Source organism: Rhodomicrobium udaipurense JA643 (genome assembly GCF_000636015.1).
GTDB lineage: Bacteria > Pseudomonadota > Alphaproteobacteria > Rhizobiales > Rhodomicrobiaceae > Rhodomicrobium > Rhodomicrobium udaipurense.
The window spans coordinates 1-24244 of sequence record NZ_JFZJ01000004.1; the positions used below are offsets into that span (position 1 = coordinate 1).

General features: G+C 62.8%; 23 protein-coding genes. 7 read left to right on the forward strand and 16 right to left on the reverse strand.

What is annotated here, in order from left to right; all coding sequences use genetic code 11:
• The 7 genes from T281_RS01245 to modA form a co-directional block, all read right to left on the reverse strand.
• A partial coding sequence (locus T281_RS01245) for a UDP-N-acetylglucosamine 2-epimerase (RefSeq protein ID WP_037232901.1) occupies window positions 1-664 on the reverse strand: 664 nt, incomplete at its 3' end.
• A gap of 21 nt (window positions 665-685) precedes the next feature.
• A complete protein-coding gene (locus T281_RS01250) occupies window positions 686-2041 on the reverse strand; it encodes a glycosyl transferase family protein (protein WP_037232905.1) in 1356 nt (451 codons plus the stop codon).
• A gap of 228 nt (window positions 2042-2269) precedes the next feature.
• Window positions 2270-2785, reverse strand: coding sequence for a hypothetical protein (locus tag T281_RS01255; protein WP_037232907.1), 516 nt, complete (start codon window positions 2783-2785; stop codon window positions 2270-2272).
• Between the two features lie 410 nt (window positions 2786-3195).
• A complete protein-coding gene (locus T281_RS01260) occupies window positions 3196-4707 on the reverse strand; it encodes a phosphomannomutase/phosphoglucomutase (protein ID WP_037232912.1) in 1512 nt (503 codons plus the stop codon).
• A gap of 129 nt (window positions 4708-4836) precedes the next feature.
• A complete protein-coding gene (gene modC / locus T281_RS01265; RefSeq protein WP_037232915.1) occupies window positions 4837-5973 on the reverse strand; it encodes a molybdenum ABC transporter ATP-binding protein in 1137 nt (378 codons plus the stop codon).
• Window positions 5970-6677, reverse strand: a complete 708-nt coding sequence (gene modB / locus T281_RS01270; protein WP_037232918.1) for a molybdate ABC transporter permease subunit — start codon at window positions 6675-6677, stop codon at window positions 5970-5972. The genes modC and modB overlap by 4 nt, the downstream gene beginning before the upstream one ends.
• The gene (gene modA / locus T281_RS01275) at window positions 6674-7468 is read right to left on the reverse strand and encodes a molybdate ABC transporter substrate-binding protein (RefSeq protein ID WP_037232926.1); all 795 of its coding nucleotides are present in this window, start codon (window positions 7466-7468) and stop codon (window positions 6674-6676) included. Before modA ends, modB begins: the two co-directional genes overlap by 4 nt.
• Window positions 7469-7885: 417 nt before the next feature.
• Between modA and ppc the strand changes: the two genes are divergently transcribed.
• Complete coding sequence (gene ppc / locus T281_RS01280) at window positions 7886-10645, forward strand: phosphoenolpyruvate carboxylase (protein WP_037232928.1); 2760 nt, start codon at window positions 7886-7888, stop codon at window positions 10643-10645.
• A gap of 192 nt (window positions 10646-10837) precedes the next feature.
• Window positions 10838-11044, forward strand: a complete 207-nt coding sequence (locus tag T281_RS01285) for a TOBE domain-containing protein (protein WP_013417816.1) — start codon at window positions 10838-10840, stop codon at window positions 11042-11044.
• Window positions 11045-11158: 114 nt separating this feature from the next.
• On the opposite strand, the gene T281_RS01290 is transcribed toward T281_RS01285, so the two are convergent.
• Window positions 11159-11740, reverse strand: coding sequence for a tyrosine phosphatase family protein (locus T281_RS01290; RefSeq protein WP_037232930.1), 582 nt, complete (start codon window positions 11738-11740; stop codon window positions 11159-11161).
• Between the two features lie 255 nt (window positions 11741-11995).
• Here T281_RS01290 and T281_RS01295 point away from each other — a divergent pair, with 255 nt between their 5' ends.
• Window positions 11996-13936 (forward strand): propionyl-CoA synthetase, encoded by a 1941-nt coding sequence (locus T281_RS01295; RefSeq protein WP_037232932.1) that lies wholly within the window; start codon window positions 11996-11998, stop codon window positions 13934-13936.
• Between the two features lie 172 nt (window positions 13937-14108).
• Here T281_RS01295 and T281_RS18070 read toward each other — a convergent pair whose 3' ends face one another.
• The 4 genes from T281_RS18070 to T281_RS01305 form a co-directional block, all read right to left on the reverse strand.
• Window positions 14109-14348: a light-harvesting protein gene (locus tag T281_RS18070; RefSeq protein ID WP_081796516.1), complete on the reverse strand. Its 240-nt coding sequence runs from the start codon at window positions 14346-14348 to the stop codon at window positions 14109-14111.
• Between the two features lie 22 nt (window positions 14349-14370).
• Window positions 14371-14523 carry a light-harvesting protein gene (locus tag T281_RS18075; protein WP_081796517.1) on the reverse strand — a complete coding sequence of 51 codons (153 nt, stop codon included), beginning with the start codon at window positions 14521-14523 and terminating at the stop codon, window positions 14371-14373.
• Between the two features lie 379 nt (window positions 14524-14902).
• Window positions 14903-15667, reverse strand: coding sequence for an ABC transporter ATP-binding protein (locus T281_RS01300; protein WP_052036896.1), 765 nt, complete (start codon window positions 15665-15667; stop codon window positions 14903-14905).
• Entirely contained in the window at window positions 15664-16938 is a 1275-nt protein-coding gene (locus T281_RS01305; protein WP_037232934.1) for a lipoprotein-releasing ABC transporter permease subunit, read from the reverse strand. The genes T281_RS01300 and T281_RS01305 overlap by 4 nt, the downstream gene beginning before the upstream one ends.
• 269 nt (window positions 16939-17207) lie before the next feature.
• Here T281_RS01305 and T281_RS01310 point away from each other — a divergent pair, with 269 nt between their 5' ends.
• Both T281_RS01310 and T281_RS01315 read left to right on the forward strand, forming a co-directional pair.
• Window positions 17208-17681, forward strand: a complete 474-nt coding sequence (locus T281_RS01310; RefSeq protein WP_037232936.1) for a low molecular weight protein-tyrosine-phosphatase — start codon at window positions 17208-17210, stop codon at window positions 17679-17681.
• A gap of 76 nt (window positions 17682-17757) precedes the next feature.
• Entirely contained in the window at window positions 17758-18573 is an 816-nt protein-coding gene (locus T281_RS01315) for a fructosamine kinase family protein (protein WP_037232938.1), read from the forward strand.
• Window positions 18574-18599: 26 nt separating this feature from the next.
• Here the strand turns inward: T281_RS01315 and proS are convergent, their stop codons facing one another.
• From proS to T281_RS01330, 3 genes are all read right to left on the reverse strand, one after another.
• Entirely contained in the window at window positions 18600-20144 is a 1545-nt protein-coding gene (gene proS, locus T281_RS01320) for a proline--tRNA ligase (RefSeq protein ID WP_037232941.1), read from the reverse strand.
• 78 nt (window positions 20145-20222) lie between these two features.
• Complete coding sequence (locus T281_RS01325; protein ID WP_013421078.1) at window positions 20223-20654, reverse strand: CBS domain-containing protein; 432 nt, start codon at window positions 20652-20654, stop codon at window positions 20223-20225.
• Between the two features lie 102 nt (window positions 20655-20756).
• The gene (locus tag T281_RS01330; protein ID WP_037232944.1) at window positions 20757-21920 is read right to left on the reverse strand and encodes an NAD(P)/FAD-dependent oxidoreductase; all 1164 of its coding nucleotides are present in this window, start codon (window positions 21918-21920) and stop codon (window positions 20757-20759) included.
• A 189-nt stretch (window positions 21921-22109) separates the two neighbouring features.
• On the opposite strand from T281_RS01330, the gene ubiE reads away from it, so the two are divergent.
• Window positions 22110-22841 carry a bifunctional demethylmenaquinone methyltransferase/2-methoxy-6-polyprenyl-1,4-benzoquinol methylase UbiE gene (gene ubiE / locus T281_RS01335; RefSeq protein WP_037232947.1) on the forward strand — a complete coding sequence of 244 codons (732 nt, stop codon included), beginning with the start codon at window positions 22110-22112 and terminating at the stop codon, window positions 22839-22841.
• Between the two features lie 259 nt (window positions 22842-23100).
• Here the strand turns inward: ubiE and T281_RS01340 are convergent, their stop codons facing one another.
• A complete protein-coding gene (locus tag T281_RS01340; RefSeq protein WP_245269120.1) occupies window positions 23101-23484 on the reverse strand; it encodes an arsenate reductase ArsC in 384 nt (127 codons plus the stop codon).
• Between the two features lie 330 nt (window positions 23485-23814).
• Between T281_RS01340 and T281_RS01345 the strand changes: the two genes are divergently transcribed.
• Complete coding sequence (locus T281_RS01345) at window positions 23815-24153, forward strand: hypothetical protein (protein ID WP_155954976.1); 339 nt, start codon at window positions 23815-23817, stop codon at window positions 24151-24153.
• Window positions 24154-24244 lie beyond the last annotated feature (91 nt).

Genomic DNA, 24244 nt, shown 5'->3' on the forward strand with positions numbered 1-24244 from the left:
GCACCTCATCCATATGATCGCCGATGTTCTCGCGGCGATGGAGCGTGGCGAGCACGATCTTTCTGTTATCGGGCAGCGAGGCGAGCGCGGGATTGATCGGGGTATAGCCGTTCGCCACTCTGGCCCGTGCGAATTGAAGGGCGTCGACCACGGTATTTCCCACCATGCGCACGGCTTCTGCGCGGATGTCCTCGGCGAGCAGGTTCGCCCGCGCGCCCGGCGTCGGCGCAAAGTGGAGCGTGGTGCAGAGGCTGATGACGCGCCGGTTGAACTCCTCCGGCCATGGGGATTGCATGTCGCCCGTGCGAAGTCCGGCCTCGACATGCGCGACCGGCACGGCATTGAGGAAGCCCGCTGTCGCCGCCGCGAGCGCGGTGCCGGTGTCGCCTTGCACAACGATCCAGTCGTAATGACTGGCGCGGATCACGCTCTCGATGCGCTTCGTCATGATGCCGACCTTCGCCGCGAGACCTGCCTCGGCGACGATCCCGCTGTGATTGAAGGCGATGTCGATGCCGAAGAAATCGATGAGGCCAGCGGCGAGATCGGTGTGCTGACCCGTCCACAGAACGTCGACGTCGATCTGGCGGCTCCGCAAGGCGCGGTAAACGGGCGCGAGTTTGATAATTTCGGGACGTGTCCCGAAAGCCAGGAGGATACGCATATTGAAATTTTTCCTTGAGTGTTATCGTCGCGCCGACATGAGATCGTCGGGAAGTTCGTGCTCGGTCTTCGACCAGACGATGGGTTTGGTGGCGTATTCGCTTTCGCCGACGTAGGTTTTCCAGGCGCGCCAGACCGCCAGCATGTTGACGGTGAGCGACACCGGCCATCGCACTGCCACGCCGATGAAATCGTTGATGCCGTAGACGTCGCGGCAGCAGATGACGCGCATCAGGTAGCGAAGTCCCAGCGCGAGCATGTTGAGGAAGATCGACACCTGGAATATCGGCACGAGGTCCAGCGGCATCTGCTCGATATCGACGACTTCGAACGCGAGTAAAATCCAGAAGACGAGCGAAATCGGCGGCAGGAAGTTCGTGATCGCGCCTTTGCGATCGCGCATGAAGAAGTATTTGTCCCAGAAATCGCCGCCCCAGCCGAGCTTGTGTGTCGCCTCGAAATTGATGCCGTAGACCCAGCGCGTCTTCTGCTTCACCGACGCGGAGAACGACTTCGGGAAATATTCGCGCGTGGCGACGAAATCGAGTCCGCGCAATTCATCCGCCGATATGGCCGCAAAGGCCGAGCGGAAGCCCGCGCGTTTCGCTTCCACGCCGAGGATATAATCTTCGGTGACGCAGCCATTCGCGAGCACGAAGCCGCGTTCCTTTACGAAATGCTCAAGGAGCCGCCGCGTCATGCAGGTGCCAACGCCCGCCGACGGGATCATCGCGCCGACCGCATGCCGCACGACCATCTCGCGCGTGTGGCGCTCGGCGAACTCGTCCATGTAGGTGGCGGCGACCTTCGAGCGCTTGATGGAGTTCAGCGAGAACACCGGCACCTGAATGAAGTCGTAGCCATCCCGCGCATAGGCCGCATAAACGCCGAAGGTGCGGGGATCGATGATGTCCTCGCTATCGTGCAGGACGGCCATCTCCGGCGCTCCGGGGCGCGCGTAGACCTGACGGAACATCTCGTTCAGCATCTGGCCCTTGGAGGTCGGCCCCTCCATGGAGTTCACGATGACCCGCACGCGGTCCGGATATTGGGCCGCCATGGCCTCGGCAACGGCGAGCGTGCCGGTATCGTTCGGGTAGACGCCGAGATAAAGCTTTACGGACGAAATCGGGATGCGCGCGAGGTTTCCCTCCACCATCCGACCGAGCACGTCTTCCTCCTGCCAGTTGGCGACGAAGACGCCAATATCGGGGATTTCGGACGAGGTCGGCTTTTCCGTGGACGGCTCTTCTTGGGCGTGGCCAAAATTTCGCCGACTTATTCCAATGGAAAGAAGGTCTATGAACGCGTCGTCAAAAGAAGAGATGTTGATTAAAATGCTGATAAATAGCATCAGCGATAGAATAAGAGCGTCCATTTCCCGGTCCACATCGTCTTGACTTAGATCAAGGAGCGGATCATAGAGTTAAGACTGAAGTAACCATATTCGTTTGTGAGGAAATGGTAAATATATCTAATTGTATTTATTAAGGTGGCTGAATTTTAGGCCGGAACAACGTGCAAGGGATGGAATGGCCTTATGGCATCCCGGAAATGTGATCGCCGGAAGCGCCATAAGGCTGTGTGGACGCGGTCAATAGACCGCTCAGCTATCCGAATCGTCGTCGCGGGCATAGCGCACATAGTAGCGCTTTTGCCCTCGCGACTTCACGCTTCGCACGCCCGGGTTGCGGTGTTTTCTGGCCGCGTAGCGGACCGAGCCGCCATCATCCACATGTCCGCAGTCGTTGAAACTGCACCCGTCGCGGAAGCCGTGTTTCGCGATGATCGCGCGGGCGCGGTACATGAAGGAGGTCGTCAGCCCCCAGCCGCGTTGGTCGAAATCGCAGGCCGCGCCCGAATAGTGGCGCGAGTTGGGGACGTGCCCGCCGTGAGCATGGCAATGCACGGAGCGCGGCTTGTAGCCGTGCGAGATGAAGTCGGCGATCAGGGCCTGAAAACGCCCCGCGAGATGGGCGGCGACGCGGATCGGACCCGCTGCCGTGGTGATTGTAACGAGGCCGTTGCTGCTGCCCCTGCCGAGACTAGCCTCGCTTGTGCCGAATTGCTTGGCGTGATGGCGGTGCCGATGTGCGGCGTTGGCCGGGATTGCGAAAAGCATAACAATGGCTGCTGTGAGAAGCAGTCGCATACTCACCTACCTGTTGGAGGTCACTAACGGAGGTGCTCGCAAAGGCCGATGCGCGTTTTCCGCGCGGAGGTGGCGACGAGACCCTCGCCGGCTTATCTGGCTCAGCTTTGGCTGGCACCGGCGGCCTTTTCGCTAAAGTTTAATTAAGGCCGCTCTGCGGCTTGAAGTTGCGGCCCATGAGGGGAGGGCGGCCAACGCGAGCGCTATGGATTAAAATTCGTTAATAGCTCAGATGCTTATCGCGTGAAATGCCTGCGACAATATGTTGTATGCCAGCACTCGGCTTTGGCGCTTCTGCGAGTGCGGCGAGAGCGCGAAAATCGCCGCGACGGACGCGCGGATGTCGGACCGCACCGGCGGTCGTCGCTTGGATCAGGTCGTCAGATCTTCTGGTTGTATTCGCCGATCTCGGGATAGGTGGCGAGATGCTGGTCGATCTCGGCGAAGATCGCGCGCATGTTGGCCTCCGAAGTCGGGCTTTCCACGACGACGACGAGTTCCGGCTTGTTCGATGACGCGCGCACGAGGCCCCACGTGCCATCTTCGAGCACGAGGCGGATGCCGTTCACCGTGATGACATCGCGGATCTTCTGGCCCGCGATCTCGCCGCCCTGGTCGGCAATCGCCTTGAAATGCGCGATCACGCGATCGACCGCCTCATATTTCTTCTCGTCGTCGCAATGGGGCGACATGGTGGGCGATTGCCACGTCTTCGGCAGTTCGCGGTGCAGCTCGGCCATGGTCTTGCCGGGGTTGCGGGAAAGCATGTCGCAAATTGCGATGCCCGACACGATGCCGTCGTCATAGCCGCGCCCAAGCGGCGGGTTGAAGAAGTAGTGGCCCGACTTCTCGAAGCCGACGAGCGCGCCCGTCTGGTGGCTGTAGCGCTTGATGTAGGAATGGCCCGTCTTCCAATAGGCGGTGTGAGCGCCATTCTTGACGAGCACCGGGTCCGTGGTGAACAGGCCGGTGGACTTCACGTCCACCACGAATTTCGCGTCCTTGTACAGGCCCGAAATATCGCGCGCGAGCATGACACCAACCTTGTCGGCGAAAATCTCCGTGCCTTCGTTGTCGACCACGCCGCAGCGGTCGCCGTCGCCGTCGAAGGCGAGGCCGACATCCGCGCCCGACAGCCGCACCGCGTTCGACACCGCGTGCAGCATCTTCAGCGATTCCGGATTGGGGTTGTGGTTCGGGAAATTGTAGTCGAGATCGGTGTTCAGCGGGATCACATCGACGCCGAGCTTCGCCAGCACTTCAGGCGCGAAAACGCCGGCCGTGCCGTTGCCGCACGCGACGACGGCCTTGATCTTGCGCGCGAACGGTTCGCGGTCGGTGAGGTCCGCGATATAGCGGTCGGCGATGTCGCCGTGGAAACGATACGTGCCGCCTTCATGCGGGGCGAAGCGGCCTTCGAGCACGATCGCCTTGAGTTCGCTCATGTCTTCCGGGCCGAAGGTAAGCGGCCGCGCCATGCCGAGCTTGATGCCCGTCCAGCCATTGTCATTGTGGCTCGCCGTGACCATCGCCACGCCTTCAACCTCAAGCGCGAACTGCCCGAAATAGGCCATCGGCGAGAGCGCAAGCCCGATGTCGTGCACCTCCGCGCCGCCCGCGAGCATGCCGGAAATGAGCGCGCATTTGATGCTCGACGAATAGGAGCGGTAATCGTGGCCGGTCACGATGCGCACCGGCACGCCCCGCTCGCGCATCAACGTCGCAAGCCCGATGCCGAGCGCCTGCATCCCCATCAGGTTGATCTCCTGCGGGAACAGCCAGCGCGCGTCGTATTCGCGAAAACCCGTCGGCTTCACATAGGGAAGACGCTCGAATTCCGCCGTGTTCGGCTTGAGGTCCGTGCGCGGCTTGGGAAATGCGGCGGCTGTCATGACGACTCCGGGTCTTTCTTTGGTTTGACACTGGCATAACGGCGTTGCCAGAGTCTGCCAAGCGTTCGGTGCAACGCGTGGTCGCGTCCCCTGTTTCGGCACGTTTGCAGCCGACGCTACTCCGCCCGGCTATTCCGCGCCCGCGCTCGCATCCGACGCGCGAAGATCCTGCCAGCCGGAGCCAAGCGTGCGCCGATCGAACGAGACCGACTTCACGATGGCAAACACGGGTTCGCCGACCGCTAGCTGAAGTCGCTCCACCGAGAAGCGTGTGAGCCTGGCGATGAGTGTCTCGCCCTTGCAGTCGACGCGAAGCTCTACGCTCGCCCCATCCAACGCGCCGATCTCTTCCACCACCCCGCGAAACACGTTCAGCGCGCTCATGTTGTCCGGCTTTTCGCGCGAGATCATGACATCGCGCGCCTTGATCTGCATGCGCACGTCCTTGCCTTCGGCGACGTCGAGGCGCGGCATCCGCCATTCCCCCGCCCGCGAAACAAGCGTGGTGAGATCGTAATCGGGATCGTGCTTCTCCACCCTGGCGAGGATGACCGCGCCCGCATCGTCGCCGCCCTCCGCCGCCGGAAACAGGTCCACGCGCCGCATCAGGTCGAGCGTTGGGCCGCACGCGCGCATCTTGCCTGCCGAGAGCACGACGAGCGTATCCGACAGCCGCGCCACCTCCCCAACCGAGTGGCTGACATAGATGATGGGAATGCCAGCCTCGTCGCGTAGCCGCTCCAGATACGGCATGATTTCGAGCTTGCGCGCATCGTCGAGCGAGGCAAGCGGCTCGTCCATCAGGAGAAGCTTCGGCGAGGCGAGCAGCGCCCGACCGATGGCGACGCGCTGCTTTTCGCCGCCGGACAGGCGGTTCGGGTAGCGCTTGAGAAGGTGATCGATGCCGAGAAGTTCGGCGACGCGCGCGAGTTCGGCGCCGCTCTTGTCCACCGTGCCTGCGAACCACGCGCCGTAAAGCAGGTTCTGCTTCACCGACAGATGAGGGAACAGGCGACCTTCCTGAAACACCATGCCGAGCCTGCGCTTGCAGGCGGGCACGAAAATGCCGCGCGCCGTATCGACGAGCGTCTCGCCGTCGATAACGATGCGGCCGCGAGCAGGCCGCGTCAGCCCGGCGATCAGGTTGATGAGCGTGGTCTTGCCCGACCCCGAATGGCCGAACAGCGCGACGAAACGACCGTCGGTCTTGAAATCCACATCGAGCGCGAACGCGCCGAGACTTTGCGCAACAGCGACCTCGATCATGAGGCAATGCTCCCCGCGCCGCCCGCGCGCCGGGCCAGCCACTCGGATGCGATCAGCGCCGCCATCGAAATCACGAGCGAAACGAGCGTCAGCCGAAGCGCGCCCTCGTCGCCGCCCGGCACCTGCGTAAAGGTGTAGATCGCCGAAGGCAGGGTTTGCGTCTCGCCGGGGATGTTGGACACGAAGGTGATCGTCGCGCCGAATTCGCCCATGGCGCGCGCGAAGCAAAGGATCATGCCGGCGATGACGCCGGAAGCGATGAGCGGCAGCGTGACGGTGAGGAACACCCAGGGAGGGCTCGCGCCGAGCGTACCCGCCGCGTCTTCGAGCCGACGGTCTACGGATTCGAGCGAAAGGCGGATGGCGCGCACCATGAGCGGAAAGCCCATGACCGCGCAGGCGAGCGCAGCGCCCGTCCATCGGAACGAGAAGACGAGTCCGCAGCACTGCTCGAAGAATTGCCCGGCGGGGCCTTTTCTGCCGAAGGAGATAAGAAGCAGATAGCCGGTGACGACGGGAGGCAGCACGAGCGGAAGATGAACGATACCGTTGACGAGGGACTTACCCCAGAATTCGCGTCTCGCCAGCACCCAGGCTATGGCGAGCCCGAAAGGCAGGCTCGCCACCACTGCGACGGTCGCGACCAGGAGGCTCAGCCGGATGGCGGTCCACTCATCCGGGCTGAGCGTCCAGAAGTCGTTCAGGACTTCTTGTCCGCGAGAACGGTGAAGCCCTGCTTCTCGAAGTGAGGCGCGGCCTTCGGCGACTTTACGTAGGTGTAGAAGGACTTCGCGTCTTCGCCCGCCTTCGTGGTCAGCGCGATTGGATAGATGATCGGGGGATGCGAAGCGGCCGGGAAGGTGGCGATGACCTTCACGTTGGCGTCGGAAACCGCGTCGCTCGCATAGACGATGCCGAGCGGTGCTTCGCCGCGGCTGACGAGCAAGAGCGCGGCGCGCACGCTCTCGGCCTGCGCAAGCTTGTTCTCGACCTGCGACCAGAGGCCAAGCTTTTCGAGCGCGGCCTTGCCGTATTTGCCGGCGGGCACGGACGTGACCTGGCCGACCGCGAGGCGGCCGTCGCCGACGAGCTTGCCGAGATCGGCGCCTTCCTTCAGCTCGATCGTCGCCGTGCTGTCCTTCGGCGCGACGAGCACGATGGCGTTGCCGAGCAGGTTCTCGCGGCTCGCCGTATCGATTACCGCCTTCTTCTCGACGTAGTTCATCCAGTCAAGGTCGGCGGAAATGAAGATGTCGGCGGGTGCATCCTGCTCGAGCTGCTTCGCGAGGGCGGAGCTTGCGGCGTAGCTGGTCTTCACGGATTTGCCGGTCTCCTTTTGCCAGTCGGCGGAGATGGCATCGAGCGCGTTCTTCAGGCTCGCGGCGGCGAAGACGATGACAGGTTTCGTTTCCTGGGCGATGGCCTGCGGCACAAGGAGCGCCGCGGAGAGAAGCGCGGCGGAGACCGTCGCCACGAAGCGTGATCTGAAGCTCATTCGTTTCCTCGTTCGATCGGAGTCGGATCGGTGGTGAGATGTATCTGCGTCTATATATGCGTTGTATCGGTGTCTATATAGTTGGGGGGAAAAACTGTCGACATCAAACGAGCGCCCGTCCGTTCACGGAAACGCCAGTGGAGCGAAATTGGCCCGTGATTTACGGACGCCGCGCGCTCTCGCCCGAATGTCAAATGCAAAAGCTCCGCGAGGCTCATTTGGGGCAACGGATGCCCATGTCGGAATCGGACCACTAGGCAATCCGCCCGCCTTCGCGCAAAATGACGCAGCGCGGTTCAGAAATGCTTTGCTCCTCGGGCGCAATCGAGGAAAGGCGTTGTGCGAAGCTGGCGCCGTCAGGGTTTCTCCTGCTGAAACTGGCGTTCAAGAAACGAGTTCGGCTCATTAGAGAGTGCCATGATCGACACGCTTAGCCCCACCCTCGGCGGTCTTCCCGATCTCGAGTCCCGCCTTCAGGACGACATTCGCCTTCTCGGCGCGCTCCTCGGCGACACGATCCGCGAGCAGGAGGGCGACGAAGCCTTCCGCATCATCGAAACGATCCGGCGGCTGAGCGTCGCCTTCGAGCGCGAGGCCGATAACGACGCCGCCCGCGCCATGGATGACATCATGGCCCGCGTCACGCCGGAACAGGCCGTGATCATCGCGCGCGCCTTCAGCTACTTCTCACACCTCGCCAATATCGCCGAAGACCGGCACCGCATCCGCGCTGCGCGCGTCGCGCTGGAGCGGCGCCCCGACGAGCAGGAAGGCAGCCTCGACCTCACCTTCGACCGGCTGGCGAAAGCGGGGATTGCGACCGAAACCGTGTTCGACATGCTGGGGACGAGCCTTGTCTCGCCGGTGCTGACCGCGCATCCGACCGAAGTCCAGCGGCGCAGCATCCTCGACGCGACAAGCTCCATCGAGCGGCTTCTCGAAGAACGCGACCGCCTCACCGGCCTCGAACTGAAGCGCAACGAGGCGCTGCTGCGCGGGCGCGTGCTTCAATTGTGGCAGACGCGGCTTCTGCGCTCCAGCCATCTCACGGTCGCCGACGAGATCGAGAACGCGCTGCGGTTCTACAAGTCGAGTTTTCTCTCGGAGATCCCGCGTCTTTACGAAACGCTGGAGCAGCGCATCGGCAAGCCGCATGCGGGCTCCTTCTTCCAGATGGGATCGTGGATCGGCGGCGACCGGGACGGCAACCCGAACGTAAACGCCGACACGCTCAGGCTCGCGCTACGTCGGCAAAGCGAAATCGCGCTGCGCAATTATCTGACCGAGGTCAACGAACTCGGCATCGAGATGCCGCTGTCCACGCGCCTCACTCAATGTACGCCCGAGCTTCAGACGCTGGCCGAACGCTCGAACGACAACGATCCTCACCGGGCCGACGAGCCTTATCGCCGCGCGCTGACGGGCATCTATGCGCGGCTCGCCATGACCCTGCGGAAGCTCGCCGACAAGTCCGCGCTCAGGCCGCCGCTCACCTCCGCCGAACCTTATGCGAAGGCCGAGGATTTTCTCGCCGACCTCGTTGTGATCGAGGAGTCGCTGCTGGCGAACAAGGGCGGCGCGCTGATCGAGACGCGGCTCGGCCCCTTGCGACGCGCGGTCGAGGTGTTCGGCTTCCATCTCGCCACCGTCGATCTGCGCCAGAACTCCGACAAGCATGAGGAGGTCGTGGCCGAGCTTCTGGCCACGGCGCGCGTCTCGCCCGACTACAAGAGCTTGAGCGAGGAAGAGAAGCAGGCCGTGCTGCTTTCGGTGCTGGGCGATCCGCGTCAGCTTCGCATTCCGACCGCCGCGTATTCCGATCTCGCCGCCTCGGAACTCGGCATCCTCGACGCCGCGCGGGCCATGCGAGCCACCTATGGCGAACGCGCCATCCGCCAGTACATCATCAGCCATACGGAGACCGTGAGCGATCTCCTCGAAGTGATCGTGCTCCAGAAGGAGGCGGGGCTGATGAAGGGCGCGCTCGGCGACCCCGAGGCGCGCGTGGCGCTGATCGTGGTGCCGCTGTTCGAGACGATCCCCGACCTTCGCCGCGCCGAGCACATTATGCGCGACTTCTTCGCGCTGCCCGGCATCCATCGACTCGCGGCGGCGGGCGACGGCATTCAGGAAGTGATGCTCGGCTATTCCGACAGCAACAAGGATGGCGGCTTCTTCACCAGCAACTGGGAAGTCTGCCGCGCGTCGGTCGCGCTCGAAGGGCTATGCTCGGAGGAGGGACTTCGCTTGCGCCTCTTCCACGGGCGTGGCGGCACGGTGGGGCGCGGCGGCGGCCCAACCTATCAGGCTGTGCTGGCCCAGCCTGCGGGCACGGTGAACGGCCAGATCCGCATCACGGAACAGGGCGAAGTGATCGCGTCGAAATATGCGCATGCGGAAATCGCGCGCCGCAATCTCGAATCGCTCGCCGCCGCCTCCATCGAGGCGACTTTGCTGTCGCCCCGCCAGCCGGTCCCGCCCGAGTTCCTCGAAGCGGCCGAGCAGCTTTCGGCGCTGAGCATGAAATCCTATCGCGCGCTCGTCTACGACATGGAAGGCTTCGACGCCTTCTTCTTCGCGGCTACGCCCATCGCCGAAATCGCGGAACTCAACATCGGCTCGCGCCCCGCCTCCAGAAAGGCGAACCAGCGTATCGAAGATCTGCGCGCGATCCCGTGGAGCTTCTCCTGGGGGCAGGCCCGCGCCGCGCTTCCCGGCTGGTACGGCTTCGGCACGGCGGTGCGCGCCTACGCAAAGGAAGCCCCGTTCGAGCGAACCGCCCTCCTGCGGCGCATGCGACGGGAATGGCCATTCTTCCGCACGCTGCTTTCCAACATGGACATGGTGCTCGCCAAGGCGGATATGCGGATCGCGCGGCGCTATGCCGATCTCGTGCCGGACAGACAGCTTGCTCGACGCGTCACGGGCGCGCTGCTTGTGGAGTGGAACGCGACCGTCGAGGCGCTGAACATCATCACCGGCTCGCCGCATCGCCTCGCCGACAATCCGCCGCTTGCGCGCGTGATCTCGCGGCGCATTCCCTATATCGCGCCGCTGAACCATCTTCAGATCGAGTTGCTGAGACGCTGGCGGCGCGGCGATCACGCGGAGAAAATCCGGCTCGCGATCCAGATTTCCATCAACGGCGTGGCTGCCGGGATCAGAAATACGGGATAGGCCATCTATTCGTAGCTGTAACCTTCTGGATATATGTTCTGGAGCTATAGCTTGACGTATATAGCTCCGCCGACTTCTTGTGATATGTGTAATCGATTATACAACATTGCCTCGAATCCGCACTTGCGGTTTCGTGAAAACGCCATATTTTATGCACCACTTTAGGCTTATATACGAAAAAGGAGTCACCCGATGAAAGTCAGCGCCCGGAATGTATTCACCGGAAAAATAACGAAGGTTATCAAGGGGACGACAACGGCTCACGTGCTTCTCGATGTCGGCGGTACGACGATCACTGCGTCGATCACGAACGAATCCGTCGAAGATCTGGGCTTGAAGGACGGCATGGAAGCGTCGGCGATCATCAAGTCTTCGGACGTCATCATCGCCGTGAAATAAGTTTGGTGACTCGCCAAGCCAAGCAACGCAGTCGTCATTATTCGCGTTCTACATGGATGGCGTCAGCCCTGAATATGATGCAGCGCGGCATTGCACGCGCTGCTTTTTTTCTGTCTAGGCGCGATCCGCCGCTTCGATTTCCCGGCCACGCCCCACGTTGACGAAAAACTCGCGGATCTCCGGCCGTCGTTCGAGCTGTATCCGGTAGATCGCCCCCGCCGCGCGCGTGAACTCGTCGCCCCGGCCCAGCATCGCCTCGCCATATTCCAGAATGCGCAGGTTCGGCCACGCCCTCTCCCGCATCGCGAGGATATGCTGCATGATCGCATCTGCGGAGAGCAGCGGCTGCGACTGGCCGAGCAGCAGCGCCATCGTCGCCGTCGAGCGCGAAATTCCCATGTGGCAATGAACGAGCAAGTGCCTCAGGCTTCCGGCCTCGGCTTCCGATTCGCGACCGAACGCGAGCATCTTTGCCACGTCGTCGGGCGTTGGCACGATGTGTCCCGCAGTCTCCTCGATGATGTCGTGAAACCGCATCTCAAGCCGCGCGTGCTCACCATAGGCACCGAATGCCGGCGGTTCGGGTTCGTCAGGATCGAGGATCGACAGAACATGGCTCACCTCGCGCGACGCATGCCCGGCCAGTTCCTCCAGCCCGCAAACGGTGGTGAGGAACGGCGTTTCGATTAGCGGCATCGTGGAATTCCCTTCGACAGATCGGCTCCCGCGGGGCCTCTTATAACCCAAAATCGGAGCGAAACGGATCGAAACAAGCCAAGTTTCGAATATTGCGCGAGAATGCCAAGACGCGTTATCTTCGTACAAAATGGCGTCGAGCTTATACCAAAGAAGCAAGCTTCTGCTTCTCCGTCTGGCCGTTTTGCCGCAGTTCGCACCTTGCGGAAGAGGCGCCACTTTGAGCACTATGCGGGCAATCCTGGAGGACTTGCCATGACTTCGCCAAACCCGGCTCAAAGCCGCTATTTCGACGTATACGAGAGCTGGAAACGCGACCCGGAGGGTTTCTGGGCAGAAGCCGCGCGCGAGATCGACTGGTTCGAGCAGCCGAAGAAGATCTTCGACGCCAACGAAGGCGTCTACGGGCGCTGGTTCACCGGCGGCGTCACGAACACGGCCTATAATTGCATCGATCGCCATGTGAAGAACGGCCGCGCCGATCAGCCTGCGATCATCTATGACAGCCCCGTCACGGGCCAAGTGCGCGTCCTGACCTATGCCGATCTTCTGACGGAAGTCGCCACCTTCGCGGGCGTGCTGAAGGAGAAGGGCATCGGCAAGGGCGACCGCGTCATCGTCTACATGCCGATGATCGCCGAAGCGCTTATCGCGATGCTCGCCTGCGCCCGCATCGGCGCAATCCACTCCGTGGTGTTCGGCGGCTTCGCGGCGAACGAGCTTGCCATCCGCATCGAGGACACGCAGGCGAAGGCGGTCATCACTGCGTCCTGCGGCATCGAAGTGACGCGCGTCATCCACTACAAGCCGCTCCTCGACCACGCCATCGAGCTTTCCTCGGTGAAGCCAGAGGTTTGCATCATCGTGCAGCGCCCGCAGGAAATCGCGACGCTCATCGAAGGCCGCGATTACGATTACGCCGCGCTTCTCGACGACGCGAAGGCGCGCGGCGTCAGCGCGCCGTGCGAGCCGATGGCTGCGACGGATCCGGCCTACATCCTCTACACGTCGGGCACGACCGGCCGCCCGAAGGGCGTCGTTCGCGACATCGGCGGCCACATGGTGGCGCTGAAATGGACGATGAAGAACCATTACGACATCGATCCGGGCGAAGTGTTCTGGGCGTCGTCGGATGTAGGGTGGGTCGTCGGCCACTCTTACATCGTCTATGGCCCGCTGCTGCACGGCGCGACCACGATCGTCTACGAGGGAAAGCCTGTCGGCACGCCGGACGCGGGTGCGTTCTGGCGCGTGATCTCACAGCACAAGGTGAAGGCGCTGTTTACCGCGCCGACCGCCTTCCGCGCGATCAAGAAGGAAGATCCGCAAGGCTCGTTCCTCGCCCATTACGATATTTCGAGCCTGAAATATCTCTTCCTCGCGGGCGAACGCGCCGATCCGAACACGGTGCAATGGGCCGAAGACCTGCTGAAGGTTCCGGTCATCGACCACTGGTGGCAGACGGAAACGGGTTGGGCCATCGCGGGCAATTGCGCGGGGCTCGGCGCGATGCCGATCAAGCTCGGCTCGCCCACCTTCGCGCTGCCGGGCTACGAGCTTCACGTGCTGAACGAGTCGAACGAGGAAGTCGCGCGCGGCCAGACGGGCGCGCTGTCGATCCGCCTGCCGATGCCTCCCGGCTGTCTGCCGACGCTGTGGAACAACGACCAGGGTTTCATCGAGGGCTACCTCATCGAATATCCGGGCTACTACAAGACCGCCGACGCGGGCTTCATCGATGAAGACGGCTATGTCTTCGTCATGGCGCGCACCGACGACATCATCAACGTCGCGGGCCATCGCCTCTCGACGGGCGCGATCGAGGAAGTGGTGGCGAACCATCCCGACGTAGCCGAATGCGCGGTGATCGGCATCGCGGACGGTCTCAAGGGACAGGTGGCCGCTGGCTTCGTGCTCCTGAAGGCGGGTGTTGTCCGCGAGATCGCCGTGATCGAGAAAGAGATCGTCGCGATGGTGCGCGATCAGATCGGCCCGGTGGCAGCGTTCAAGACCGTGCTGACGGTGAACCGCCTGCCGAAGACGCGCTCGGGCAAGATCCTTCGCGGCACGATGCGCAAGATCGCCGATGGCGAGGCGTACAAGATGCCCGCCACCATCGACGATCCGGCGACGCTTGAGGAAATCACCGCCGCGCTCAAGGCCAAGGGCTTCGGGACTTCGGTCGAAGCCGCGTAGGCGCTGCAACCGCAGGCTTCGGCCTCCGATGCAAGATACAGCCCCCGTTCGGTCGTCCGGGCGGGGGCTTTTTTTCGGCGAAAGAAGAGCGGCGGCGTTAGATGGATTCAGAGCGACACAGAGCAAAAGGACTCCGCCGTAAAGCAGGGTCTTTTTTGCGCAAATCTGAACGTTATTTCGCTCCGTTGGACGACGCCGAAGATGCTATAGGCGCCGCAGTCGGTGCCTCTATCGCGGCGCTTGGCCCCTTGGCCTTGCCACCCTGCCAGTAAGCGGGGAACCAAGTCGTGTTACTCATAAGGGCGGCATGCACGAGCAGCGCGATCAAAGTTACCGTGCCGAGCAACAGAGGAAGGCCAATCTTTGGGGGAACGACCAACCAAATGCCATGTTGTCCATCCGTATAAGCCATTATTCGTTCTCCTGGTGGATGGTTAATGAAGCCAAGGGGTAAAGAGATAGGCAAGGATATGCGCTACCACCGCGATCGCAGCGAAAACCCGTGCGCCGAATATGACATGACCATGTAATTCTTCAGCTTCCGCCAAGGTCAAGCCTGTCGGATAGACTTTGTTTGGATCTGCCATAGCTTACCTTCCAGAAAAGGTTAAGAGTTCTTCGTCTGCCCTGCGCGACGCTAAACAGCGTTGGGCTATACCTTAGAAATATCCGCATGCGCTTACTCGGTGGTAAACTCGAAAGCGGAGTGGTAAGTCGCAGGCGTCATTTTAACACGCCGGGTTATCGGCCGCGCCCTGATTACGAGGTCCAGAGAGTCCAAAGCTGGCCTGAAGTGGACCAATAAAATAAAAATGCGGAACCGGGCAGGAATGAGAGTTCAACACCAACAGCGCGGCCTCCAGGAAATTAGCGCTTTGGTCCGCAACGGCTTAACCCGCTTCAATTCAACGGAAGCCATTGCGGCGAACCGCTGAAATACTCGAAGCCGCCCGGCATAGCCAAAGCTTACTTCGCCAACTGTTCCGCCCGCTCGGCCTCCGCCTCGCCCCCGGCCGCACGCCGCGAAACTTCGACCAGCACGCCGTCATTGAGCTGAAGCACGCGATCCATCCGCCCCGCCAGCTCGAAATTATGCGTGGCGATGAGCGCGGCGACGCCCGAATTGCGGATGAAGAACACGAGCTCGTCGAACACGCGGTCGGCGGTGTGCGGGTCGAGGTTGCCAGTCGGCTCGTCGGCGAGCAGCACGCACGGGCTGTTCGCGACCGCGCGCGCGATGGCGACGCGCTGCTGTTCGCCGCCGGACAATTCGGCCGGGCGATGCGACGCGCGCTCGTAAAGGCCGAAGGTCGAGAGCAATTCCAGCGCGCGCTCCTTCGCATCCTTCCGGCGGACGCCCGCGAGGAGCTGCGGCATCATCACGTTCTCCAGCGCCGAAAACTCCGGCAGGAGGTTGTGAGACTGATAGACGAAGCCGATCTCGTTGCGTCGTACGCGCGTGCGGTCCTTGTCGTTGAGCGCGGTGCAATCGACACCGTTCAGCAGCACCGCGCCGCCGCCCGGCTTTTCGAGCAGGCCCGCCATATGCAGAAGCGACGACTTGCCCGACCCGGAAGGGCCGACAAGCGCAACCGCCTCGCCGTCGCAGATTTCGGCGGAAGCGCGGCGCAGCACATCCAGCGTGCGGTTGCCCTGCACATAGGTGCGCTCAAGCTCGACGAGTTGCAGAACGGGCCTCGTGCCCGCGAAATCGCGCGTGACGGTTTTCATTCGTAGCGCAGAGCCTCCACGGGATCGAGACGCGCCGCCTGAAGCGCGGGATAGATCGTTGCGCCCATCGAAAGCAGCAGCGCGATCACGACGACCACGATCACTTCGGACGGATCGAGCTGGGACGGCAGGCTCGACAGAAAATAGACGCTCGGATCGAACAGGTGCGTGTTCGTGAGCCAGGACACCAGCTGGCGAATGTCTTCGAGGTGCAGGCTGATGAGCACGCCGAGGATCACGCCGACAAGCGTCCCGATCAGCCCGATGCTCGTGCCTGATATGAAGAACACGCGCATCACCGCACCGCGCGTCGCGCCCATGGTTCGCAACACAGCGATGTCGCGTCCCTTGTTCTTCACGAGCATGGTGAGGCCGGAGATGATATTGAGCGTCGCCACCAGCACGATGAGCATCACGATGATGAACATCACGTTCCGCTCGACCTTCAGCGTATTGTAGAAGGTGGCGTTGCGCTGTCGCCAGTCGGTGAGCAGCATGTCGGGGCCGCCCGCGTCCTGCAACACGCCGCGCATCGCCTCCACATTGTCCGGGTTGTCGATCACGACTTCCAGAACGTGCACCGCCTCGCCGAGATTGAAAAAGCCCTGCGCCTCCTTCATCGGCATGAAGGCGATGGAGCCGTCATATTCGGACATGCCCATCTCGAACACGGCGGCGATGCGATAGCGCTTCACGCGTGGCGCGGTGCCGAACGGCGTCGACGCGCCCTTCGGTGCAAGCAGCGTCACCTCGCTGCCGACAAAGACATTGAGCGTGTTAGCGAGGCGCGTTCCGATGGCGATGCCGCCCGAATCATCGAAGCCGTCGAGCGTGCCGAAGCGGATGTTGCCCGAGATCGACTTCAAGGCTTCGAGGTCGCGCCCCTTGAGCCCGCGCACGATCACGCCGGACGAACCGTTCTGCGAGGAGATCATCACCTGTCCCTCGACGACGGCGAGCGCATGGTCGACGCCCTTGACGGCGTTGAGCCGTTTCGCAACTTCGTCATAGTCGGTGAACGGGCGCGCGAGAGGCCGCACAATGACATGGCCGTTAAGTCCGAGGATCTTGTCGAACAGTTCCTTGCGGAAGCCGTTCATTACCGAAAGCACGATGATGAGCGTGGCCACGCCGAGCGCGATGCCCAGCACGCAGAAGAACGCGATGACGGACACGGAACCCTTCTTGCGGCGCGCGCGCAGATAGCGGAAAGCGAGCAGCCATTCGAACGGCGCGAACGCGCCCGGTTCTTTCACGGCTTTTTCTGTCATGCCTCGTCCCGCGTGTTGATTTTCGACAGGCGTCCGCGCGCACGCGATTTCGCGACCGCAACGCCGGGCTGTGTGTTGCAACGGATTTATGGCCGCATCAAGGGCGAATATGCCTCCTTGCCGCGCCGCCACGCGCGGGCAATATCGAAGGGTGTTGCGCGAACTGCGAAAACGCGCCTCGACCGCGTGCAATTCCCTGTCTCAAAGTATGGGTTGCGCAAAAGGAACGGACGCGGCCAGATTGTGCTTTTTACCAGCGGGAAAACGATATGGCGGCAAAAACGTCGGTTTTGTTCGTATGCCTTGGCAATATCTGCCGGTCGCCGCTTGCTGAAGCGGCCTTCCGGGCCGAGGCGAGGAAGCTCGGTCTCGACGTTGAAGTCGATTCGGCTGGGACGGGAGACTGGCATGTGGGCGAGCCGCCCGACCGGCGCGCTCAGGCGGTGGCGCGGAAGAACGGCGAGGAGATTGGCGGCTTTCGCGCGCGCCTCGTGACGCCGGACGACTTCCGCCGCTTCACGCATATCGTCGCGCTCGACGGATCGAACCTGTCCGTGCTGCGCTCGATGCGCCCGTCTGATGGCACGGCGAAGCTTGCGATGCTGCTCGACTATGTGGACGAGCGCAGGGGCGAGGCGGTCGCCGACCCGTATTACGGCGAAGAGGCGGGTTTCGACACCACTTGGGCGGATGTAACGGAAGGCGCGCAGGCGCTCGCGCGGGCTATCGCAGCCGGGCAGTGAGTGCGCGAGGTGCTCCGGCGCCCTGACTTGGCTGCACATTCGCATTTGATCGCGCGTTCAGGCAGGAGTGAATCCAATGTCGAAATTCACTGCGCTCGGCGAGGCGGGAGCCGCGCTTCTCGGCGGTACGCTCGCGACCGAAACGACGCTCGGCGGCGGCTCGCTATCGGAGATCGTGCGCATTCGTCTCGCGGATGGACGCGATGCAGTCGTGAAGGGCGGCGGTCGGCCGGAGGTGGAAGCGCGGATGCTACGGGCCATCGCCGACACAGGCGCGCCCGCGCCGGCTGTGCTCGCTGTGGGCGATGGCGCGCTCGTGATTGAGGCCGTCGACGCGGGCGGATCGATCAGCCAGGCGTGGCCGCAAATCGGCGCGGCGCTGGCCACCTTGCACGCGGCTAAGGGCGACTGCTGCGGCTGGGACGACGACTACGCTTTCGCGCGCGTCGCCATCGAGAACCGCTGGACGCAAAGCTGGCCCGCCTTCTGGGGCGAGCGCCGTCTTCTGGTGAATGTCCCGCATGTTGGCGCGGACCTGGCGCGCCGCCTCGAAGCGCTGGCGCAATCGCTCCCCGACCGGCTGCCGGAGCTTGCCGCACCGAGCCTTCTCCACGGCGACCTCTGGGGCGGCAATGTGCTCGTCTCGCGCAGCGGCGCGGTGTCCTTCATCGATCCCGCCTGCTACTACGGCCACGGCGAGGTCGATATCGCGATGCTGAACATGTTCGACACGCCGCCGCCCGCCTTCTACGACGCCTACGGCACGCTCGAACCGGGCTTCGATGAGCGCCAGCCGATCTACAGGCTGTGGCCCGCGCTTGTGCACTTACGCCTTTTCGACTCGGGCTATCGCGGCCTTGTGGAGCGGCTGCTTTCAGACGCGGGCGTTTGAGCGGCGACGCGGCCCCGCGCGCTCGCCTAGTAAGCCCGCGAAATGATGATGTCTTCGACGGCCGCGCCGCCGGAGAAGAAGCACGTCGCTGCGCTCGTCTTGCTGTCGAGCGGCGTGTTGCGGATGGTGAGCTTCAGCGCCTTGAGCCTGTCCGCGATTTCTTCGAGCGCCGCGCCGGTCGGCCGCGACCACGACACGCGCACCCAGCCCTTGAACGCGCCGCCCTCGTCTTCCTCGGCCGGGCCGAAATAGGCGGCCAGCTCGTCGAAGTTCTTGATGTCGGTGCGGATATTGCCGTCAAGGCGCGTCTTTGCGTCGGCGTAAAGCGCGCCCTGAATTTCGCGCAGCAGCCCTTCGGCGCCCGCTACGAACTCGGCGCGCGGCTGCGAATGCGACTTGACCTTGGGGCCGTCGCGCAGGGCATCGCGGCGCGTGAACGTGACATTGCCGCCGCTCGCGTCGCGCGGACCTATTTCGAGGATGAGCGGTGCGCCGCGGCGCACCCAGTCCCAGCGCTTGTCGGCGGACTTGATCTTGCGGTTGTCGATATGCGCACGGATCGGCTCGCCGAACGCGGTCTTGGCGTTAAGCTCCGCCGCGAGGCTCGTACAGAATTCGACAACGGCCGCGTCTTCCGGCTTGTCGCGCAGCATCGGCACAATGACGATCTGCTTCGGCGCGATGGCGGGCGGCAGGCGCAAGCCGTCGTCGTCGCCATGTGTCATGATTACGCCGCCGATGAGCCGCGTGGACACGCCCCAGCTCGTCGTGTGGCAAAGCGCAAGTTCGCCTGCCTCGTTCTGGAAGCGGATGTTCTGCGCCTCCGCGAAATGCGTGCCGAGATAATGCGACGTACCGGCCTGAAGCGCCTTGCCGTCCTGCATCATGGCTTCGATCGAATAGGTGTTGTCGGCGCCGGGGAAGCGCTCGTTCTCCGGCTTTTCGCCCGCCACGACCGGCATCGCGAGTACATCCTCGGCGAAGCTACGGTAGACTTCCAGCATCCGCAGCGTCTCGGCCATGGCGTCGGTCTTGTCGGCGTGCGCGGTGTGGCCCTCCTGCCAGAGAAATTCCGTCGTGCGCAGGAACATGCGCGTGCGCATCTCCCATCGCACCACATTCGCCCACTGGTTGATGAGGATGGGAAGGTCGCGGTAGCTCTTGACCCAGCGTTGGAAGGCGTCGCCGATGATCGTTTCGGACGTCGGCCGCACGATCAGCGGTTCCTGAAGCTCGGCTTCGGGATCGGGCACGAGCTTGCCGTCGATGTTCTTAAGGCGATGATGGGTGACAACCGCCATCTCCTTCGCGAAGCCTTCGACGTGCTCCGCTTCCTTGGCGATGAAGCTCATCGGGATGAAGATCGGGAAATAGCAGTTTTCGTGCCCCGTCTCCTTGATGCGCGCGTCGAGGCCCTTCTGCACGCGCTCCCAGATGCCATAGCCCCACGGCTTTATGATCATGCAGCCGCGCACGGGCGATGTTTCCGCGAGGTCGGCGTCGCGGACGACGGCCTGATACCACTCGGGAAAATTCTGCTCGCGCGTTACGGAAAGGGCGTGCTGCGACATGGCTGAACCTGGCGAAAACCTGTTTATGGGGCGGCGCTACGCTGCGACCGCCCGGATGAGTCGATGCGTGGGCGCGCGCTATTCGTCGCGGGTGGCGAGCGTCAGCGCGTGGGTGAGGTCGGTGCGCGAGATAAAGCCGACGAGTTTACCCTCTTCGAGCACCGGAAAGCCGCGCGTGCGAAGCTTCACCATCAGCTCCAGAACCTTTGTGAGCGGCGTTTCAAGCTCGACGTGAACGATGTCCTTCATCATCACCTCGCCCACCGTCTTCGACATGACCTCGCCGTAGTGCGGCATGAGGTGGCTGGTGTCGAAGATGAACGCCTTCAGGAAGTCGAGCTTCGTCACGAGGCCGACGAGCACGTCGTTGTCCACGACCGGGAAGGAATTGTAGTCGTTGTGATCGAACAGCGCGCCGAGTTCGCGGAGCGTCAGCGACGAGGGAACGGATTCGACGTCCTTCGTCATGAACTGACTGGCATGCCACTCAAGAAAGCGATGCATCGGCATGGAAAGTCTCCGTGTGTCAATAAAAGCGGTTCGAAAAGGCGTCATCCGGCGCGGGCCGCATCGCGCCGTCCGACATTTCGTAAAACAGGCGTCTTCCCAGGTCTACGGGATATTTCGCGGCGCGGCGCTATTCGCGCGCAGCGGCGGACTTTCGAGCCCGTTCAGTCGCGCCTGGAAGTCGGCGAAGCTGATGCCTCGGCCGCCGCGTTCGCGGAAATAGACGTGCTGCGCGAACTTGCGCATGGGGGCGGTCCCGAGCGCGGCCGACAGAAGCGCGTTCGGCGGCGCGAGATTGAGCGCAAGGCGCGTCAGGTGGCTGAGGCCGAAACGCGGCAACTCCTTTGCGAGCGCCACCTCCGGCGATGGCCCGAGATGCAGAAGGTGATCGGCGACCACCTGCGCCGCGCGGCGTCCATACTGGAAGGCAAAGCCGACGCCGCCGCCGGTTGTCGGCGAAACCATGCCCGCCGCATCGCCGATCAGCGTCACGCCATCGGTGGCGAAGGGCCGGACCAAGCCGCCGCATGGAATGCGCCCCGTCCGCCGCTCCACGAGCCTCGCATCCTCGAAGCCGAAGATCGGCGCGGTCTTGGCGAGGAAGGCGGCGAGATGCGGCCGCCGTCCCGGACGGGCGGCAAGCCCCGCATGAAACAGCGACGGCCCGGGCGCAACCCAGGCAATATGACCCGGCGCAAGCTGCGAATCGAGGAAGCAATGCAGGAAGCGCGGGTCGGCGTCGAGCCCGTCATATTCGTGCTCGGTGGCGAGCATGAACCGAGTGTTGAGGCCAAGCCCGAAGGCGCGCGCGACCGCCGATTGCGCGCCGTCCGCGCCGATGATGTGCCGCGCCGAAATGTTGACGCCCTTGAAAAGGAATATGCCGTCCTTGCGTTCGGCGCCCTGAAACGGCGTGCGCCACAGGATCTGCGCGCCCACCCGCTGCGCTTCCTGCGCAAGCCAGCCAAGGACGCGCCCCGTATCCGTCGTCACGAAGAAGCTGTCCGGCGCGAACAGATCGACGTGGCGGAGGTTGGGAGCGTAAAGCCGCACGCCGTAAACGCGCCGCGTGAGATTGTACGGGAGGTCGATTTCCTGCGCGGCCTCCTTCGTGAGGATGCCCGTCGACGACACGTGCTGTCCCGCGGCCGCTTTCGGTTCGAGAACGGCGACTTTCAGCCCGCGAATCGCCGCGGTCTTGGCGGCTACCAACCCGGCGAAGCTTGCACCGGCAATGACCAGATCATAGGGGTGAGGGGTGCGTGCCATGGCTTAAAAATTTTCTCGTGGGTGTAAAAACTCTATCCTCGCGGAGAATTGTGGCGGTTGTACAGCCCCTTCGCATTGCAGCACAAAGCGCCCGGATAATGCCTCCAAGCATAATGACGCGTTTACATTGTGCCGCTCGTGCGCCACATATCGCATCAAATTTTCTCACTCGCCCCCGGAGCGAACGGAATGACTGCTTACGATCACAAAATCCAGAACCTCGGTTTTCAGGGGTTCGTCAACACCGTCTTCGACCGTGTCGCCACACGCTACGACCTGATGAACGACCTGATGTCGGGCGGCGTCCATCGGATCTGGAAGGATGCGGCGATCAACTGGCTCGCGCCGTCCAAGTCGAGCGCATCTCTGCTGATCGACGTGGCCGGCGGCACCGGCGACATCACGAAGCGCTTTCTCAAGGCCGCCGGACGCGGCTCGCGCTCGATCATCACCGACATCAACCATTCGATGATGGACGAAGGCCGCGACAAGCATCCCGAATTCGCGGGCAATGTGATGTACGTTCAGGCGAACGCGGAGAGCCTGCCCTATCGCGATAACACGTCGGACTTCTACACGATTTCCTTCGGCATCCGTAACGTGGACAACAAGCAGAACGCGCTGAACGAGGCGTTCCGCGTGCTGAAGCCGGGCGGCCGCTTCCTCTGCCTTGAGTTTTCGCGCGTGCAGGTGCCGCTGTTCGACAAGGTCTACGAGGTCTATTCCGATAATGTGGTGCCGCCGCTTGGCCGCGTCGTGGCGGGCGATGCGGAGCCCTATCGCTACCTCGTGGACAGCATCCGCGCCTTCCCGGATCAGAAGAAGTTCGCCGGAATGATCGAAAAGGCAGGCTTCAGCCGCGTGCAGTATCGCAATTTGTCGGGCGGTATCGCGGCCATTCACTCCGGCCTAAAGCTTTAGCCGAAGCATGATAAGACGCGTCCCGCCGCTCAGGCGGGGCGGCGTCGCTTGGACAGCGCCTTCGGAGGCATGCCCGTTGAATGACGCCCGCTCTGGCGCGACCGTCGGCAACCTCAGCGCGCCCGCGCCTTCAGCACCACGCCGTTTCGACCTCGCAGGGCGGGAAAAGTAACTCGCGTTTCGATTTTTGCGGAAGAACCGAAACATCGACGCAGCCGACCGGGCGGACGCGCCTGCCCGGGGTCGGCGGTGCCGTTGCTCAGGCCTGCGGCATGCCGGAGATGTCGAAGCGCTTCTTGATGCGGTCGAAAAGCTGGTCGCGCACAGCGCGGTAGCCTTCGAGGATCTGCTCGCGGTTGCCGGTGGCGGCGGAGGGGTCGATCGTCGGCCAGTATTCGACGTCGACAGCCATGGTGCGCGTGAATTCCAGCGCCTTGTGATGCGCTTCCGGCGCGAGCGTCACGATGAGGTCGAAGGACGTGTCCTCAAGATCCTCGATGGTGCGCGGCTGGTGATGGGTGATGTCGATGCCGATTTCGTCCATCACAGCGATCACGAAAGGGTCGATTTCGCCCTCGCGCACGCCTGCCGAGCGCACATAGATCCTCCTTCCCGCGAGAAAACGCAGGATCGCGGCCGCCATGGGCGACCTTATCGAATTGTAGTTACAAGCAAAAAGTACGGCCTGGGGCAAATCTTCCTGTCGCTGCGCAAAAGGATCCATCCGGGAGAAGGTATTCTGACCGACTGGCGATCCTCAAGCAAAGCCAAAGGCAAGCCTGCGCGCTGCGATCCTCATGGTTATAGCTTTCGGGCCGCCGATAGAAAAGCAGACAGACGTTGCGGCATGGCTGGCCTTTCGTCGACGAATGCGCCCTAAGTCTCCTTGATGGCGCGGGCGGTCATTCGTATGAGAGGTTAACCGGGGAACGCCTTGCAAGAGGCGTTGCGCCAAACAAAAGGGGAGGGGACGTTGCGTAAAATCGGCGTCATCATGATTGCATCCGCGCTTGGCGCATGCGCTACCAGCGGCGACACACGCCTTTCGACAGGTGCGGCGAGCGGCCCTTCCGAGCCGGTTTCCGCCGAAAGGGTCGCCACCATCGAACCGGCGAAGGTCAATCACGCGCCCTATATGGGCTTCAGTTGCGAGGAGCTCGCGGGTGACAAGGCGCGCATCGCCGACGATCTTGCCGCCGTTTCAGCCGGGAAGGCCGGATCGCAGGCCGCCGATGTCAAGGGCCAGATCGGACGCCTCAAGGGCGAGGAACTCGCCGTCGCAACCGCGATGCGGTCAAAGAACTGCAAGTGATCCTCGCGCGTCGGGATGCGTGCCGCCGCCTCGGAAAGCTCTTTAGTGATTACTGACTGGGCGCAGGGGCGGTCAGCGCCGCCTCACCAGC

Coding starts and splice junctions, on each gene's coding strand:
- T281_RS01250 (WP_037232905.1), bottom strand. CDS start 2,041: ATGGACGCTCTTATTCTATCGCTGATGCTATTTATCAGCATTTTAATC.
- T281_RS01255 (WP_037232907.1), bottom strand. CDS start 2,785: ATGCTTTTCGCAATCCCGGCCAACGCCGCACATCGGCACCGCCATCAC.
- T281_RS01260 (WP_037232912.1), bottom strand. CDS start 4,707: ATGACAGCCGCCGCATTTCCCAAGCCGCGCACGGACCTCAAGCCGAAC.
- modC (WP_037232915.1), bottom strand. CDS start 5,973: ATGATCGAGGTCGCTGTTGCGCAAAGTCTCGGCGCGTTCGCGCTCGAT.
- modA (WP_037232926.1), bottom strand. CDS start 7,468: ATGAGCTTCAGATCACGCTTCGTGGCGACGGTCTCCGCCGCGCTTCTC.
- ppc (WP_037232928.1), top strand. CDS start 7,886: ATGATCGACACGCTTAGCCCCACCCTCGGCGGTCTTCCCGATCTCGAG.
- T281_RS01285 (WP_013417816.1), top strand. CDS start 10,838: ATGAAAGTCAGCGCCCGGAATGTATTCACCGGAAAAATAACGAAGGTT.
- T281_RS01290 (WP_037232930.1), bottom strand. CDS start 11,740: ATGCCGCTAATCGAAACGCCGTTCCTCACCACCGTTTGCGGGCTGGAG.
- T281_RS01295 (WP_037232932.1), top strand. CDS start 11,996: ATGACTTCGCCAAACCCGGCTCAAAGCCGCTATTTCGACGTATACGAG.
- T281_RS18070 (WP_081796516.1), bottom strand. CDS start 14,348: ATGGCTTATACGGATGGACAACATGGCATTTGGTTGGTCGTTCCCCCA.
- T281_RS18075 (WP_081796517.1), bottom strand. CDS start 14,523: ATGGCAGATCCAAACAAAGTCTATCCGACAGGCTTGACCTTGGCGGAA.
- T281_RS01300 (WP_052036896.1), bottom strand. CDS start 15,667: ATGAAAACCGTCACGCGCGATTTCGCGGGCACGAGGCCCGTTCTGCAA.
- T281_RS01305 (WP_037232934.1), bottom strand. CDS start 16,938: ATGACAGAAAAAGCCGTGAAAGAACCGGGCGCGTTCGCGCCGTTCGAA.
- T281_RS01310 (WP_037232936.1), top strand. CDS start 17,208: ATGGCGGCAAAAACGTCGGTTTTGTTCGTATGCCTTGGCAATATCTGC.
- T281_RS01315 (WP_037232938.1), top strand. CDS start 17,758: ATGTCGAAATTCACTGCGCTCGGCGAGGCGGGAGCCGCGCTTCTCGGC.
- proS (WP_037232941.1), bottom strand. CDS start 20,144: ATGTCGCAGCACGCCCTTTCCGTAACGCGCGAGCAGAATTTTCCCGAG.
- T281_RS01325 (WP_013421078.1), bottom strand. CDS start 20,654: ATGCCGATGCATCGCTTTCTTGAGTGGCATGCCAGTCAGTTCATGACG.
- T281_RS01330 (WP_037232944.1), bottom strand. CDS start 21,920: ATGGCACGCACCCCTCACCCCTATGATCTGGTCATTGCCGGTGCAAGC.
- ubiE (WP_037232947.1), top strand. CDS start 22,110: ATGACTGCTTACGATCACAAAATCCAGAACCTCGGTTTTCAGGGGTTC.
- T281_RS01340 (WP_245269120.1), bottom strand. CDS start 23,484: ATGGCGGCCGCGATCCTGCGTTTTCTCGCGGGAAGGAGGATCTATGTG.